The following is a 13,139-nucleotide window of genomic DNA, read 5'->3' as shown; positions in this document are numbered from 1 at the left end:
CTCTGGGGGAGCTGTCAGCGAAGCTGGCTGAGGGGGACTTTGACTCGCTTCTGCGCGCTTCAACCCCCTCCACCGCTTCGCGGTCCCCCTCCCCCAAATCGCGCTGCGCGCTGGGGGAGGAATTGGCTCGACCAATTCCTTCATGCCGTTGGGCGCAGGGTGCCTCCGAACGAGGAACCACTCGATGGCCGACACGCCCCAGACACCGGAAGCGGTGGCCTACCAGCTCATGCGCGACGTCATGGCCATCGAGGGCGCCTCGGCGGCCCTGCGCGAAAGCGGCGGCCCCGATCGCGCCTGGCTGCTCAGCACCTATGCGGAATGCCTGAAGGTCGTGCGCCCGGACGCCAAGTCCGCGCAGATGCGCAGCTTCTAGCTAGGCCGCCGCGCGGCGCGCACGCGCGCCCAGCCGGCCGGTGATCAAGGAGATGGCGGCCAGGGCCGCCAGCGGCAGGGCGACCTCCGGCCGCGCCAGGACCGTCAGCTCCGCGGCCCGCCCCGCCAGGACCGCCTTGCCCAGGCCGGCGCCCAGATAGCTGTAGATCAACGAATAGGGCACGGCCCCGACCGCCGTGGCGGCGACATATTTGCGCACCGGCGCGCGGGCGACCCCGGCGGCCACATTGACCAGGCCGAAGGGGCTGAGCGGCAGCAGACGCAGGGTCAGCAGGTAGGCGAAGGGGCTCTGCTCGAACCCGGCCATAAGTTTGCCTAGCCGTCCGGCGGCCAGGCGGTTGCGGATCGTCTCCCCGGCGGCGAACCGGGCCGCCAGATAGGCCATCACCGCCCCAAGGGTCGAGCCGACGATGGTGGCCACCGTGCCGGTCAGCGGCCCGAACAGGAAGCCGCCCGCCAGCATGAGCACCAGGCCGACGGGCACGAAGGCGGCGGTGGCGACGGCGTAGAGCCCGGTGAAGACCAGCAGGGCGAGCAGGGGCGTGGCGACGATCTCGGCCCGCAAGCCGATCTCATTGGCCCTGAGATTGCCTAGCGAGATGTCGGTGGCCAGGCCGCTGGCGTAGAGAGCGACCGTGGCGGCGATCAGCAACACCGCCGGCGCCGCACGGCCAAGCAGTTTCAAGCGTCCCCGCAGGGACCCGGCGACCCTATCCGTCATGCGCTCTCGCTTCTCACGACGCGTGCGACCTGGAACGCTCCGGCGAGCGTTCGTATCCAAGGCTAGTCCCGAATTTGCGACGCCGGCAAGGCGCCCCGCGGCTACTTGGCGCGCTGGTCGTTGGACTTCTTCTTCCAGGGCGGCTTGCCGGCCTTTGGTCCGGGCGCGCCGAGCGGAGCCTTGGGAGCGAAGCCCTTGGTCGGCGGCCCCTTGCGGTGCGGCGGCTTGCCGTCGTTCGGAGCGCCCTTGCCGTAGGCCGGTTTGAACTTCGGGCGCGGCGGCGAGGTCGGGCCGCCCGGAGGCCCGGAGGGCTCGATCTTGATCTCTTCGTCGGCCGTGGCCTTCACGGCCTGGGTGAACTTGGCCGCGACGGCGTTGGTGATCTCGAACTTGGTCTCGCGGTCGAAGATCTTGATGGCCCCGATATCGGGTTTTGTGACATGGCCCAGGCGGCAGATCAGCGGGATCAGCCACTTGGGGTCGGCGTTCTTCGAACGGCCCACCGTCACCCGGAACCAGGTGACCTCGTTGGGGTCCAGGCGCTCGGGCTTGCCGAAGGGCCCATCGCGCTCGCCACGCTCGGGACGGTCGCCACGGTCGGACGGGTCATAGGTGCGCTTCGGGCGCCCCTGCTCGCGGACCTGGCTGTCGCGCATGCGCGCGTCGTCATAGAGCTCTTCCGGCGAGGGCAGCCGGGCGCGGTGGATGCGGATCAGGGCCGCGGCCACTTCCTCGGCCGTGCGGTTTTCCAGCACCAGCTTGGCGAGCGCCAAGTCTTCCTCGGCCATGGGCTCGGTGAGGATCGGGTCCTCCAGCAGCCGGACCTGGTCCTTGGCGCGGATCTCGTCGGCGGTGGGCGGGCCCTGCCAGACGGCCTCGATCCCGGCCGAGGCCAGGAGCTGTTCGGCCTTGCGGCGCCGCGTGTGGGAGACCAGGAGGACCGAGGTCCCCTTGCGGCCCGCCCGGCCGGTGCGGCCCGAACGGTGCAGCAGGCCGGCCTTGTTCACCGGGATGTCGGCGTGGATGACCAGGCCCAGTTCCGGCAGGTCCAGGCCACGGGCGGCGACGTCGGTGGCGACGCAGACCCGGGCATGGCCGTCGCGCAGGGCCTGCAGGGCGTCGGTGCGGGCCTTCTGGTCCAGCTCGCCCGACAGGCCGACCACGGCGAAGCCGCGTTCGCGCAGGGCCGCATGCATGTGCCGCACGCCCTCGCGGGTGTTGCAGAACACCAGGGCGCCGGGAGACTCGAAGAACCGCAGCACATTGACCACGGCCAGTTCGATCTCGTTGGGGGCCACCCGGACGGCGCGGTACTCGATGTCGCCGTGCGGCTCGTCGCGGCGGCTGGTGTCGATGCGCAGGGCGTCGCGCTGGTAGCGCTTGGCGAGCGCCACGATCTCGCGGGCCAGGGTGGCCGAGAACAGCAGGGTGCGGCGGCCGACCGGGGCGGAGTCGAGGATCTCCTCCAGGTCTTCGCGGAAGCCCATGTCCAGCATCTCGTCGGCCTCGTCGAGGACGACGACCTGCAGGGCCGACAGGTCGAGATTGCCGCGCTCCAGATGGTCCTTCAGGCGGCCCGGCGTGCCGACCACGATGTGGGCGCCGACATTGAGCGCCCGTTGTTCGCGGCGCGGGTCCATGCCGCCGACGCAGGTCTCCACCCGCGCGCCGGCCGGGGCGTAGAGCCAGGTCAGCTCCTTGGCCACCTGGATGGCCAGCTCGCGGGTCGGCGCGATGACCAGGGCCAGGGGCGAGCCCGGCTGGCCGAATTTCTCGGCCTCGCCCAGCAGGGTCGGCCCGGCCGCCAGGCCGAAGGCGACGGTCTTGCCCGAGCCGGTCTGGGCCGAGACCAGCAGGTCTCGTCCGGCGGCGTCGGGCGCCAGAACGGCGGCCTGGACGGGGGTGGGTTCGGCATAGCCTTGGCTCGCGAGCGCGCGCGCCAGGGCGGGGTGGATTTCGGGGAAGGCCATTTCAGTCCGTTTCGCAAGCCGCAACGAAAAGAAAACGCGCGGTTGCGCCTTAGAGGGCAAGCGGGCCGCCGCCGCAAGCCTTGCGACGTCGATTTTATCCACAGCGCGCACGCGCCGCAGTCGCTCAAGAGGCGAATGGGGCGAAAATCGCCGGTTCTTGGGGGTCAAACGCGCGACGGCTGGCGAAAGTGCGAGGGCCCCGCTAGAGCGCCATCCGCTCCGACAGGGTCGGAGCGGCGCTCTAGTTTCTTGCTTTGTCGCGCTTTCCGACGGCGAACCGGTTTCCACTTCGCCGGAAAGCGCTCTAGCGTCCGCCCATGGAAAAGTCCCCCACCCCGCGCCGCCTGCGCGACCTGCCGGGTATCGCCGAGCTGGAGCGCAAGGCGCTCATGAAGCCGCGCTACGCCGACGTCGACGCCGCCTACGAGTTCCCGGAGATCAACGAGGCCTCGCGGGCCATCTTCGGCCTGACCGCCGAGGAGGCCGACGACGTGGTCCGCCCGGACGGCTGGGACCATATCGACCGCAAGCCCGAGCGCGACCAGGTCATGGCCTTCGAGGCCGAGGGCTGGGACGTGACCGGCGAGAACCGCCGGCCGCTGCGGATGCTGGGGCATTTCAGCCAGCAGCTCTGGCTGGCCCTGCGCGGGGTGGCGGGCGAGCTTCCGTTCGTCCCCGAGGACGACGAGCCCGACCCGATGAAGTCGTCCCTGGCCAAGGAAGCCGCGGCGTTTCGCAGGGACCGGCGGTAGGGGCGAGGCCGATAGCCCTATCCGATTGGCGGCGGCGAAGCCGCGAATGCCCGAAGACAGAGGAACCACAAAGGACACCAAGGACACGAAGGAGCACCAAGAGTCCGCGTCAGGGCCTCGCGCCATCCGCGTCCTCACGAACTTCGTGGTCCTTGGTGTCCTTGGTGTCCTTCGTGGTTCAATTTGGCTTCGCCGATCTAACCGGCGCGTTCTGAGAGACCCCTCATCCGACCTTGCTTCGCAAGGCCACCTTCTCCCGCAAGGGGAGAAGGAACGCGTGCGGCCCGCCAGCACGCTTGAGTTTGTACTCCCCCAAAAAAGAGAGCCGGGCGTCGCCGCCCGGCTCCCAAGGCGGGGGATAAACTAGAAGGTCTTGCGCAGGCTGACGAAGACCTGGCGGGGGGCGCCCGCCAGCAGGGTCTGGCTGTCACCGCGCAGGGGGAAGCCGTTGGAGTTGATCGTCGAGATATAATCCTCGTCGAACAGGTTGGTGACGTTGAGCTGCAGCTCCAGCCCCTCCAGCAGGGGCGTTCCCGAGAACCGATAGCCGACGGCGAGCTCGGCCAGGGTCTGGGACGGCACGCTCTGGTCGTTCTCATAGGTGAAGAAGCGGCTGCTCAGATACGAGAGCGAGGCGCGGCCGAACAGGGCGCCGTTGTCGTAGGAGATCTCGGCCTTGAGCAGGTTCTCGGGCGTGTCGACCGTGGTCTTGCCCGCGGTCCGGGCCACGACCACGCCGTTGCCGTCCACCGTGTCGTCGTCATAGGTCGAGTCGTTGTAGGCGTAGGAGGCGAACAGCGACCAGTCGGGGGCGAAGTCCCAGGACCCTGCGGCCTCGAAACCCTGGGCGGTCACGCCGCCGACATTGGACAAGGCCGAGGGGTTGCCGACGATCCCGGAGCCCACCGGCACGCCGAACAGCCGGTCCTTGAACTTGACGTGGTAGACGGCGAGCACGCCCTGGAAGTCCGGGGTCTTGTAGCGCCAGCCGGCCTCGAAGGTGTCGGATATCTCCGGCTTCAGCTTGCCCTTGATGGCGTCGAAGCCGGCCTGCGAGGCCGAGAACGGCCCCGAGGTGCCCGAACTCGGGAAGGCGCGCATGCTGCGGGCGAAGGAGGCGAAGAGCTGGCTGTCTTCGCTCAAGTCGAAGCGGACACCGGCCTGGGGCAGGAACTCCTCCTTGGCTTCGATCTTGCCGGACTTGTTGGCGCCGATCAGGGTCTTGGCCTCGTTCTCCACCGACAGCGACTTGAAGCCGAAATTGACCGCCAGGACGTCACTGACCGTCCAGGTGTCCTGGACGTGGAACTGCCAGGTGGTGGTGGTGAAGTCGTATTCCCACTGAGTGAAGAAGGCGCCCGATTGCATCTTCAGGCTGTCGCGCTGCGGAGCGGCGCGGTTCAGGCCATAGAAGCGGCGGGCCTGGTTGAAGCTGTTGTCCTCGTACCAGACCCCGGCGTTGATCGCGTGGCCGCCGAGGGTCAGCGTCCCGCCGGCCACCACGCCGTAGCGCTGCAGATCGTATTCCGTCGTGCGGATGGAGATCGGCGCGTCGTTGCTGGTCGCGCCGGCCACCCCGTAGTTCGGCGACGGCACATAGGGCGTGTACCACAGGCCCTGTCCCTTGTTGTCGTGGCCGTAGACCGTGGCCTTGACGTCGAAGGCCTCGCTCACGGGAAGGGCTAGGGTGATCGCCCCGATCAGGTCGTCGCGCAGGCCCGAGGCGTTGAAATAGGCGTCATCGACCGAGGTGATCGGCGCCGGATAGGTCGTGCCGAACGACGGGAAGCGCGGCGGGACCCCGGTGTCGCCGCGGTTATTGCCGATCTCGGCGATCTGCACGGCCTGGGCCCAATTGCCGGAATTGTTGTCCCAGTCCGAGCCCAGGCGCTGGATCATGCCGAGCGACAGGTCCTGGTAGTCGTTCTCGCGGCGCTTGGACCAGTTGGCCCAGCCGGTCAGCGAGCCCTCGCCGATGGGTTGGACGACCTTGAAATTGATCTGCTGCTGGCGCTGCTCGCCCACACCCTTCCACTTGTCTGCGGTGTTGTAGGAATAGCTGAGATAGCCGCGCGCGCCGCTGGGCAGGGCGCCGCTCTCGAGCCGCAGGAAGCCGCGATAGGTGCTGTCGGAACCGGCGGTGACCGCCGCCAGGCCGCCGAACTCGGCCAGCGGATCGCGGGAGATGAACTTCAGCGTGCCGCCCAGATTGTTGGCCGAGGCGGTCTCCAGGGCGCCGGCCCCCTGGGCCAGCTCCACCTGACCGACATTCTCCCCGGCGATGGCGCGCGAGATGTGCAGGCCGTTGTGGTTGCCGTAGGTCATGTCGCCCAGCGGCACGTCGTCCAGGGTGAAGCCCAGCTGGTTCTGGTTGAAGCTGCGGATGGTGATCCGCGCGGACCACTCATAGGCGCCGAACGGGTCGGCGGACTGCAGGTTCACATTGGGCAGTTTCTCGACCAGCTTCAGCGGGCTGGCGCCGGCCACCTCCAGCTGCAGTTCCTCGCCGCCCACCGTCTGGACCTGACGGGTCTCGCCGCGGCCGAACACCACGAGCTCGTCGACCGACGAGGCGTCGGCCAGGGCCGCCGAACCGGTCGCCGCCGTCTGCGCGCCCGCCGCGCTCGCCCAGGCCAGAGTCAGCACTCCAAGCGCCACGCCAGTGAGAAGATGGATCTTCATGATTATGCCCCCGGGTCCGGCGCCGCCCCTCGCGGTCGCCCGACCGGGGCGTGGGGTAGCAGCGCTCCTTGAAGGCTAGGCCAAGCTTTCATGACGACTTGCCGACACGGAGCACGGGCAAGGCGGCGATTTACCCACGGCTCATAAAGTGGGCGTAGAAAGCTAGGCCATGGACCGCCGCACAGAACTCCCGCCCGCCGAACGACTGGCCGAACTCGACCGCCAGATCGCCGAGGGCCGCGACACCACCGGACTGCTGACGCGACTCCGACGCGTCACCGAGGCCCAGGTGGAAACCATGAAGATCGTCGGCCGCCGGGCCGAGGATAAGGCCTGACGCCTATCTAGCCGGGGGCTCGAACAGCTCGATCGGGTTGCCCGAGGGATCCTCGATGAGGATCTGCTTGCCGCCATTGCCCTGCACGATCTCGTTGCGGAAACGGCCTCCCGCGGCCTTGAGCCGCTCGACCTCGGCGGCGAGGTCCCCGACGTCGAGCTGGATGCGGTTCCAGCCGCCCGGCGCGGGCGCCTCGCCGTTCGGCATGCTCTGACCCGCGCCGCCGGCGCCGGGGCGGTTCAGCAACAGCCGCAGCGGCCCACGGCTGAGCATCGCGAAGCCCGGCCCCGCCTGCATGTCGATCTTGAAGCCCAGCAGGTCGCGATAGAAGGCGACCGCGGCGTCCACGTCGGCCACGATGTAACGCACGCTTACGGTATCCATCGGCTTCTCCGGTTCAGTCTTCCCCCCGAGGGAGGGACTCGACATGGGCCTGCTCGCGGTCGAGCAGCAGGCTCAGGGTGACGACATGGTCGTCGCGCCGCTCGACGGTGGCGAAGGGGGTCTGGTGGAAGGTCTGGATCGTCGCGCCCTTGCGCTCGGCCAGGGTGACGGTGACCAGCGTCTCCGCCTCGCTGGCGGGGCCCAAGTCCCAGGCCATGGTGAAGACGATCCGCCTGTCGCGTTCGATCTCGCGATAGACGCCCCCCTGCCACTGCTCGCCGTACTGGGTCGAGCTAATGCAGGCGCGCCAGGCGCCGCCCTCGCGGAACTCATGGGCGAAATGGGTGCAGGTGGATGCGCCCGGCCCCCACCAGGGGGCGCGATGGGCCGGGTCCTCCCAGAGGCGGAAGACCAGGGCGACCGGCGCGGCGAAGGCGCGGACGATGTAGATTTCGTCGTCGGCCAGCGGAGCGCCGTGCGCCGGGCGGCCGATCTCAGTGCTTGCGGCCATCGGGCTTTCCCGTGGTGAGCTTGGCCAGGTAGGCGTCCATCTTGTTGAAGCTGCCCTCCCAGAAGCGGCGGTAGTGTTCGAGCCAGCCGGCGACGTCCTTCAAGGGCCCCGCCTCCAGCCGGGCGGGCCGCCACTGGGCCTCGCGACCGCGCGAGATCAGGCCCGCGGTCTCCAGGACCTTCAGGTGCTGCGACACGGCCGGCAGGCTGATGTCGAACGGTTCGGCGAGCTGGCCGACCGTGGCCTCGCCTTCCGCCAGCCGCGCCAGGATCGCCCGGCGGGTGGGGTCGGCCAGGGCCGAGAGCGTCGCACTCAACGGGTCGGTCGCCGGCCTCATTTAATGATATCCTTAATTAAGTCATCGATTAAATAAGCCCGAGTGCGAGGCCCGTCAAGCCAGGTCAGCCGAGCGTCCGATTTCCGAGAGAAGAACGGTCGCACCTAACCCCGCAGGCGGCGGACCAGGTTGCGCCGCGGCTTGCGGGCCGGGGCGGCGGGCTTGAGCTTCGCCTTGGGGGTGGGCGGCAGCGGCGTGTCGGCGCCGTCGGCCAACAGGCGGGCGGCCAGCATCAGGTCGGCCTTGACCACCGCATAGTCCTCGCGCTCGACCCAGGCGCGGACCACGGCCTCGACGAAGGCCTCGGACATGCCCAGCACCTCGGCCATCGGGGCGGGGTCGGGCAGCACCAGGGGATTGGCCTCGGCGCGGGCCTTGAGCCCGGCCAGCAGGGCCGGCACGTCGCGCTTGGTGTCGACGCGGAAGATCGCGTCCACGCGGCGCCTGGGGTGGTGGCTGGTGTTGACGATCACGTCGCCGAACACCTTGGCGTTGGGCATGACCACCTTGATGTTGTCGGGGGTGGCCAGTTCGGTGACGAACAGGTCCAACGCCTTGACCGTGCCGGTGCGCCCGGCGATCTCGACCACGTCACCGACCCGGTAGGGTCTAAACAGCAGCAGCATGACCCCGGCCGCCACATTGCTGAGCGTGCCCTGCAGGGCCAGGCCGATGGCGAGCGAAGCCGCCCCCACGACCGCCAGGATCGAGGTGGTCTGGACCCCGACCTGTTGCAGCACCGCGATCAGGCCGACGATGACGACCACATAACGGGCCGCCGAGCCGCCGAAGGTCTGCAGGGTGACATCGGGCGGCCCGTCGCGGTGGACCCTTCCGATCAGGCGGCGCACCAGGCGCGAGGCCCAGCCGGCCGCCCAGAACGTGACCACCAGGATGATGGCGGCCACGACCAGGTTCACGGCCAGGTCGCCGGCGGCGTCGATGAACTTGTGGATCACGTCCTCGTCGGCGGCGATGGTGTCGCTCAGCCGGCGGCTGACCTCGCGTTCAAATCCCTGCATGCGCTCCATTGCAGGCAGGCCCTCAGGCCGCCTTCTGCAATTCCTGCTTCACCCGTTCGGCGAGCATCTTGATATCGATGGGTTTGGGCAGGAATGAGATGTTCTCCTCGCCCTCGAGCAGGTTGGAGAACTCCGCCTCGGCATAGCCCGAGATGAACATCACCGGCGCGCCGCACAGGAAGACGCGGGCCTGCTTCAGGAGGTCGGGGCCCTGCATGCCCGGCATGACCACGTCGGAGATCATCAGGTCGATGGAACCCGCGTGCTGCTCGGCCAGTTCCAGGGCTTCCTCGCCGGAGGCCGCCTCGATCACCTCGTAACCGCGGGCGCGCAGCAGTTTGGCGGCCACCCCGCGCACGGCGTCCTCGTCCTCGACGAACAGGATGCGCCCGGCGCCGGAGAGGTCGCGGGCCTTGGGCGGGGCCTTGACCACCGGCGCCAGGGCCGGGGCGGCGGCCGAGGGCACGTGGACCGGCAGGAAGATGCGGAACGCCGCGCCCTCCCCCGGCTTGGAATCGACGCTGATCCAGCCGTCGGACTGCTTGACGATGCCGTAGACCGTGGCGAGGCCCAGGCCGGTTCCCTCGCCCACCGGCTTGGTGGTGAAGAAGGGGTCGAAGATCTTGTCCATCACGTCGGGGGGGATGCCGGGGCCGTCGTCGGACACCTCGATCAGGGCCTGGTCGCCCTTGGCGTCGGGATAGCCGAGGCCGGCGGCCTCCTCCTGCGTCACCCGGGCCAGCCGGATGGTGACCACGCCGCCGCCATGGGCGCGCACGGCGTCGCGGGCGTTGACGGCCAGGTTCATGACCGCGGTCTCGATCTGGCTGCGGTCGGCCCGGACGTGCGGCAGGTTGCGGCCGTATTCGGTCTCGAGTTTCACGTCCTCGTAGAGCACCCGGCGCAGCAGCACCTCGGACTCGCTGATCAGCTCGCCCAGGTCCAGGGTCTCGCGCTGGACGGTCTGTTTGCGCGAGAAGGCCAACAGCTTGCGCACCAGGTCGGCGGCGCGCGCCGAGGTCGACTTGATCTCGTTCAGACCCTCATAGGACGGGTCGCCCACCGGGTGGCGGGTAGCCAGCACGTCGAGCTGCATGAAGATGGCGGTCAGCAGGTTGTTGAAGTCGTGGGCCACACCGCCGGCCAGCTGGCCGATGGCTTGCATCTTCTGGCTCTGGGAGAGCTGCAGCTCGATCTGCTTCTGCTCGGAGACGTCGACCAGATAGGCCACCCAGCGGCCGTCGCTCTTCGAGAGATAGAGGTGAGCGATCTTGGCCGCGTCGCGGGCCAACCGGACCTCCAGCGCGCCCACATGGCCGTCCTTCAGCTTCTGGGCCGCGTCGATCCGCGACGACGGCTCAATCAGCTCGCCGAACACCTCGCCGGCCCGGCCGCCGCCGGCCACGGCCGCCAGGCTGTGATTGGCCTCGACGATGGTGGCGGCGAAGGGGTCCTCGCCCTCCAGCAGGGCCGCGCCGAACGGCGAGGCCGCGGCGAAGGCGTCCAGCACCTTGGGCGGCGGGGGCTTGGCGGCGTTGAAGGCGGTCAGCACCTCCATGGCGCCGGCCGGCAGGGCCAGGGTCTCCGTCGGCCGGTCGTCGAGGCGCACCAGGAAGCGGCGCTCGCCCAGCGGCGAGACGGTGGCGGCATGCTCCGAGCCGTTGGTGCGGATGGCCGCCCGGCCGGTCTCGCCCCGCCGCGCGGCGGTGAGCGCCGAGAACAGGCTGGCGGCGGAGGGTCCGCCCTTGGGCAGGCGCTGGGCCGCGCCGAGCGCCGCGCGCCATGGCGCATTGGCCGCGTGGATGCGGCCGTCGGCCGCGGCGATGGCGGCGGGTTCGGGCAAGGCGTCGATCAGGGTGTCGACGCCGGGTTCGCTCTCCGGGTTCGCCTCGACGGCGTTGCGCAGCGCGAAGAGGCCCAGGCACGCCACGCCGAAGAGGCCGACCAGCAGCATCACGCCCGCCCGGGTGGAAGCCCCGGCGTTGAAGGCCGGCACCGCGGCGAAGCCCACGGCCGCGAGGAAGCAGACGGCCGCGAACCCCATCAAGGGGTCGAAGCGGCGCCGCGCACCTTCGCGGGTCGTTGACTTGGCCATGGGGCGGCCCCGGTTGACTGAGGAGGCCAGGGCCTCCGACGAATCACTCACAGCGATACTCTCACGAATCCGTAGTGTTTTTTCGGGGTTAGGCCGCGCCGGCGGCGCGCCGTCCCGTCTGCATGATGAAGCCAATCAGCTTGGCCACGGCTTCGTAGTGGGTGGCGGGAATGAAGTCGTCGAGCTCGACGGCGGCGTAGAGCGCGCGCGCCAGGGGCGCGTCCTCGATGACCGGCACGCCGGCGTCCTCGGCGAGCGCGCGAATCTTGAGCGCCACGGCGTCCATGCCCTTGGCGACGCATTGCGGGGCGGCGGTCTCGCCGGGTTCGTACTTGAGCGCCACGGCGTAGTGGGTCGGGTTCATGATCACCATGGTGGCCGTCGGCACCGCGGCCATCATCCGGCGACGCGAGCGCTGGATCTGGATCTGCCGGCGCTTGGCCTTGATATGGGGGTCGCCCTCGGTGTTCTTGAACTCCTCCTTCAGCTCCTCCTTGGTCATCATCATCTTCTTCATGAAGCGCTGGCGCTGCCAGAACCAGTCGAAGCCCGCGATGACCAGCATCAGCCCGGCCACGGCGAAGACCAGCTTGCGGAGGATCTCGATGACGAAGGGCAGGATCGCCGCCGGGTCCATGGCCGACAGGCCCTGCATCGGGGCGACATAGGGCTTGACCACGACATAGCCGACCCAGGCGACGATGATGATCTTCACCAGCGATTTGAAGAACTGCATCAGGCCGTCCGGACCCAGCATCCGCTTCAGTCCGCCCATCGGCGAGACCTTCTTCCAGTCGGGCTTGAGCTTGTCGGGGCTGTACATGAACCCGGTCTGGATCAGGTTGCCGCCGGTCCCCAGCAGGGCCGCCACCACCAGCACACTCAGCAGGATCGGGGCGGCGGCCAGCATGGCGTGCCGGGCGATCTCCACGCCGCCGCCGTTCTCCAGGCTCATGTTCTGCGGATGGGCGATGAAGGGCAGCAGGGCGTTGGCCAGGTTGTTCGACATCCAGCCGCCGGCGATGGCCAGCACGCTGGCGGCCCCCGCGAACGAGGCCAGCAAGGCGAGATCCGGCGTCTTGACGACGTCGCCCTTCTCGCGGGCCTTCTGAAGCTTGCCGGGTGTCGGCTCTTCTGTTTTCGAGGCTGCGTCGTTCTCTTCGGCCATGTCAGCCCGCCGCGAACAGGCTGATCAGCTCGCGATAGCGGCTGACCCAGACCATGCCGATGGTGCCCAGGCTGAGCGCGAAGATCGACAGGCCGAACAGCACCATCAGGGGCGTGGCCACGAAGAACACCTGGAACTGCGGCATCACCCGGCCGACCAGGCCCGCGGCGATGTTGAAGATCAGCGAGAACACCACCACCGGAGCGGCGAGCTGCAGGCCCAGGCGGAACGATCCTGACACCGTCTCGATGGCCAGCTGGGCGGCGTCGGCCACCGGCACGTCGCGGGAGAACGGGAACAGGGTGTAGGAACGCACGATCCCGGCCAAGAACATGTGGTGCAGGTCGGTGGTCATGATCAGGACGATGCCGATCAGCCCCAGGAAGGTGCCGAGCGTCGTCGACGGCGCGGCCTGGCCGGGCGCGGCGGTCTGGGCGAAGGCGAGCGTGGTCTGGATCGAGACGATCTCGCCGGCGGCCGCCAGGGACGACATGAACAGCCGCAGGATGGCGCCGATCATCAGCCCGATCAGCACTTCCTTGATCACCGCCGTCCCGACCCCCGACACCGTGCCCGGCACCGGCAGGCCCTTGGCGATCACCGGCATCAGCATCAGCGCCATCAGGAAGGCGAAGGACAGCCGGATGCGCGGCGGCACGGTGGTGTCGCCGAACCCGGGCAGCAGCATGATCATCGCCCCGATGCGGGCGAAGATCAGGCCTCCGGCATAGACCTGGGACGCGACGGCGTAGTGCTCCATCGGC

At 69.1% G+C, this 13,139-nt stretch carries 13 protein-coding genes; 3 read left to right on the top strand and 10 right to left on the bottom strand.

Going from position 1 to position 13,139, the window contains the following annotated elements:
• The first annotated feature begins 184 nt into the window (after positions 1-184).
• Positions 185-376: a hypothetical protein gene (locus V6M51_RS15315; RefSeq protein WP_332768518.1), complete on the top strand. Its 192-nt coding sequence runs from the start codon at positions 185-187 to the stop codon at positions 374-376.
• Here the strand turns inward: V6M51_RS15315 and V6M51_RS15310 are convergent, their stop codons facing one another.
• Entirely contained in the window at positions 377-1,117 is a 741-nt protein-coding gene (locus V6M51_RS15310) for a TVP38/TMEM64 family protein (protein WP_332768517.1), read from the bottom strand.
• A 101-nt stretch (positions 1,118-1,218) separates the two neighbouring features.
• Positions 1,219-3,087, bottom strand: a complete 1,869-nt coding sequence (locus tag V6M51_RS15305) for a DEAD/DEAH box helicase (RefSeq protein ID WP_332768515.1) — start codon at positions 3,085-3,087, stop codon at positions 1,219-1,221.
• A 317-nt stretch (positions 3,088-3,404) separates the two neighbouring features.
• Here V6M51_RS15305 and V6M51_RS15300 point away from each other — a divergent pair, with 317 nt between their 5' ends.
• Positions 3,405-3,839 (top strand): hypothetical protein, encoded by a 435-nt coding sequence (locus V6M51_RS15300; protein ID WP_332768514.1) that lies wholly within the window; start codon positions 3,405-3,407, stop codon positions 3,837-3,839.
• 363 nt (positions 3,840-4,202) lie between these two features.
• Here V6M51_RS15300 and V6M51_RS15295 read toward each other — a convergent pair whose 3' ends face one another.
• A complete protein-coding gene (locus V6M51_RS15295; RefSeq protein WP_332768513.1) occupies positions 4,203-6,521 on the bottom strand; it encodes a TonB-dependent receptor in 2,319 nt (772 codons plus the stop codon).
• A gap of 169 nt (positions 6,522-6,690) precedes the next feature.
• Between V6M51_RS15295 and V6M51_RS15290 the strand changes: the two genes are divergently transcribed.
• Positions 6,691-6,858 carry a hypothetical protein gene (locus V6M51_RS15290; protein ID WP_332768512.1) on the top strand — a complete coding sequence of 56 codons (168 nt, stop codon included), beginning with the start codon at positions 6,691-6,693 and terminating at the stop codon, positions 6,856-6,858.
• Between the two features lie 3 nt (positions 6,859-6,861).
• Here the strand turns inward: V6M51_RS15290 and V6M51_RS15285 are convergent, their stop codons facing one another.
• From V6M51_RS15285 to fliR, 7 genes are all read right to left on the bottom strand, one after another.
• Positions 6,862-7,242, bottom strand: a complete 381-nt coding sequence (locus V6M51_RS15285; RefSeq protein ID WP_332768511.1) for a VOC family protein — start codon at positions 7,240-7,242, stop codon at positions 6,862-6,864.
• 13 nt (positions 7,243-7,255) lie between these two features.
• Positions 7,256-7,753 (bottom strand): SRPBCC family protein, encoded by a 498-nt coding sequence (locus V6M51_RS15280; RefSeq protein WP_332768510.1) that lies wholly within the window; start codon positions 7,751-7,753, stop codon positions 7,256-7,258.
• Complete coding sequence (locus V6M51_RS15275; RefSeq protein ID WP_332768508.1) at positions 7,737-8,090, bottom strand: ArsR/SmtB family transcription factor; 354 nt, start codon at positions 8,088-8,090, stop codon at positions 7,737-7,739. Before V6M51_RS15275 ends, V6M51_RS15280 begins: the two co-directional genes overlap by 17 nt.
• A 104-nt stretch (positions 8,091-8,194) precedes the next feature.
• Positions 8,195-9,112 (bottom strand): mechanosensitive ion channel family protein, encoded by a 918-nt coding sequence (locus V6M51_RS15270; RefSeq protein WP_332768506.1) that lies wholly within the window; start codon positions 9,110-9,112, stop codon positions 8,195-8,197.
• A 22-nt stretch (positions 9,113-9,134) separates the two neighbouring features.
• Positions 9,135-11,207 (bottom strand): cell cycle histidine kinase CckA, encoded by a 2,073-nt coding sequence (gene cckA / locus V6M51_RS15265; RefSeq protein WP_332768504.1) that lies wholly within the window; start codon positions 11,205-11,207, stop codon positions 9,135-9,137.
• A gap of 88 nt (positions 11,208-11,295) precedes the next feature.
• Complete coding sequence (flhB, locus tag V6M51_RS15260) at positions 11,296-12,375, bottom strand: flagellar biosynthesis protein FlhB (protein ID WP_332768502.1); 1,080 nt, start codon at positions 12,373-12,375, stop codon at positions 11,296-11,298.
• 1 nt (position 12,376) lies between these two features.
• On the bottom strand, positions 12,377-13,135 hold the full coding sequence (gene fliR / locus V6M51_RS15255) for a flagellar biosynthetic protein FliR (RefSeq protein WP_332768501.1): 759 nt from the start codon (positions 13,133-13,135) through the stop codon (positions 12,377-12,379).
• Positions 13,136-13,139: the final 4 nt, after the last annotated feature.

This window comes from Phenylobacterium sp., assembly GCF_036677185.1.
Lineage (GTDB): Bacteria > Pseudomonadota > Alphaproteobacteria > Caulobacterales > Caulobacteraceae > Phenylobacterium.
Note: the sequence above shows the minus strand (reverse complement) of the source record. Positions and strands in the feature narration are given on the sequence as shown.

Bases quoted from the DNA above. Each gene is read 5' to 3' on its own strand.
- V6M51_RS15315 (WP_332768518.1), top strand. From the start codon at position 185: ATGGCCGACACGCCCCAGACACCGGAAGCGGTGGCCTACCAGCTCATG.
- V6M51_RS15310 (WP_332768517.1), bottom strand. From the start codon at position 1,117: ATGACGGATAGGGTCGCCGGGTCCCTGCGGGGACGCTTGAAACTGCTT.
- V6M51_RS15305 (WP_332768515.1), bottom strand. From the start codon at position 3,087: ATGGCCTTCCCCGAAATCCACCCCGCCCTGGCGCGCGCGCTCGCGAGC.
- V6M51_RS15300 (WP_332768514.1), top strand. From the start codon at position 3,405: ATGGAAAAGTCCCCCACCCCGCGCCGCCTGCGCGACCTGCCGGGTATC.
- V6M51_RS15295 (WP_332768513.1), bottom strand. From the start codon at position 6,521: ATGAAGATCCATCTTCTCACTGGCGTGGCGCTTGGAGTGCTGACTCTG.
- V6M51_RS15290 (WP_332768512.1), top strand. From the start codon at position 6,691: ATGGACCGCCGCACAGAACTCCCGCCCGCCGAACGACTGGCCGAACTC.
- V6M51_RS15285 (WP_332768511.1), bottom strand. From the start codon at position 7,242: ATGGATACCGTAAGCGTGCGTTACATCGTGGCCGACGTGGACGCCGCG.
- V6M51_RS15280 (WP_332768510.1), bottom strand. From the start codon at position 7,753: ATGGCCGCAAGCACTGAGATCGGCCGCCCGGCGCACGGCGCTCCGCTG.
- V6M51_RS15275 (WP_332768508.1), bottom strand. From the start codon at position 8,090: ATGAGGCCGGCGACCGACCCGTTGAGTGCGACGCTCTCGGCCCTGGCC.
- V6M51_RS15270 (WP_332768506.1), bottom strand. From the start codon at position 9,112: ATGCAGGGATTTGAACGCGAGGTCAGCCGCCGGCTGAGCGACACCATC.
- cckA (WP_332768504.1), bottom strand. From the start codon at position 11,207: ATGGCCAAGTCAACGACCCGCGAAGGTGCGCGGCGCCGCTTCGACCCC.
- flhB (WP_332768502.1), bottom strand. From the start codon at position 12,375: ATGGCCGAAGAGAACGACGCAGCCTCGAAAACAGAAGAGCCGACACCC.
- fliR (WP_332768501.1), bottom strand. From the start codon at position 13,135: ATGGAGCACTACGCCGTCGCGTCCCAGGTCTATGCCGGAGGCCTGATC.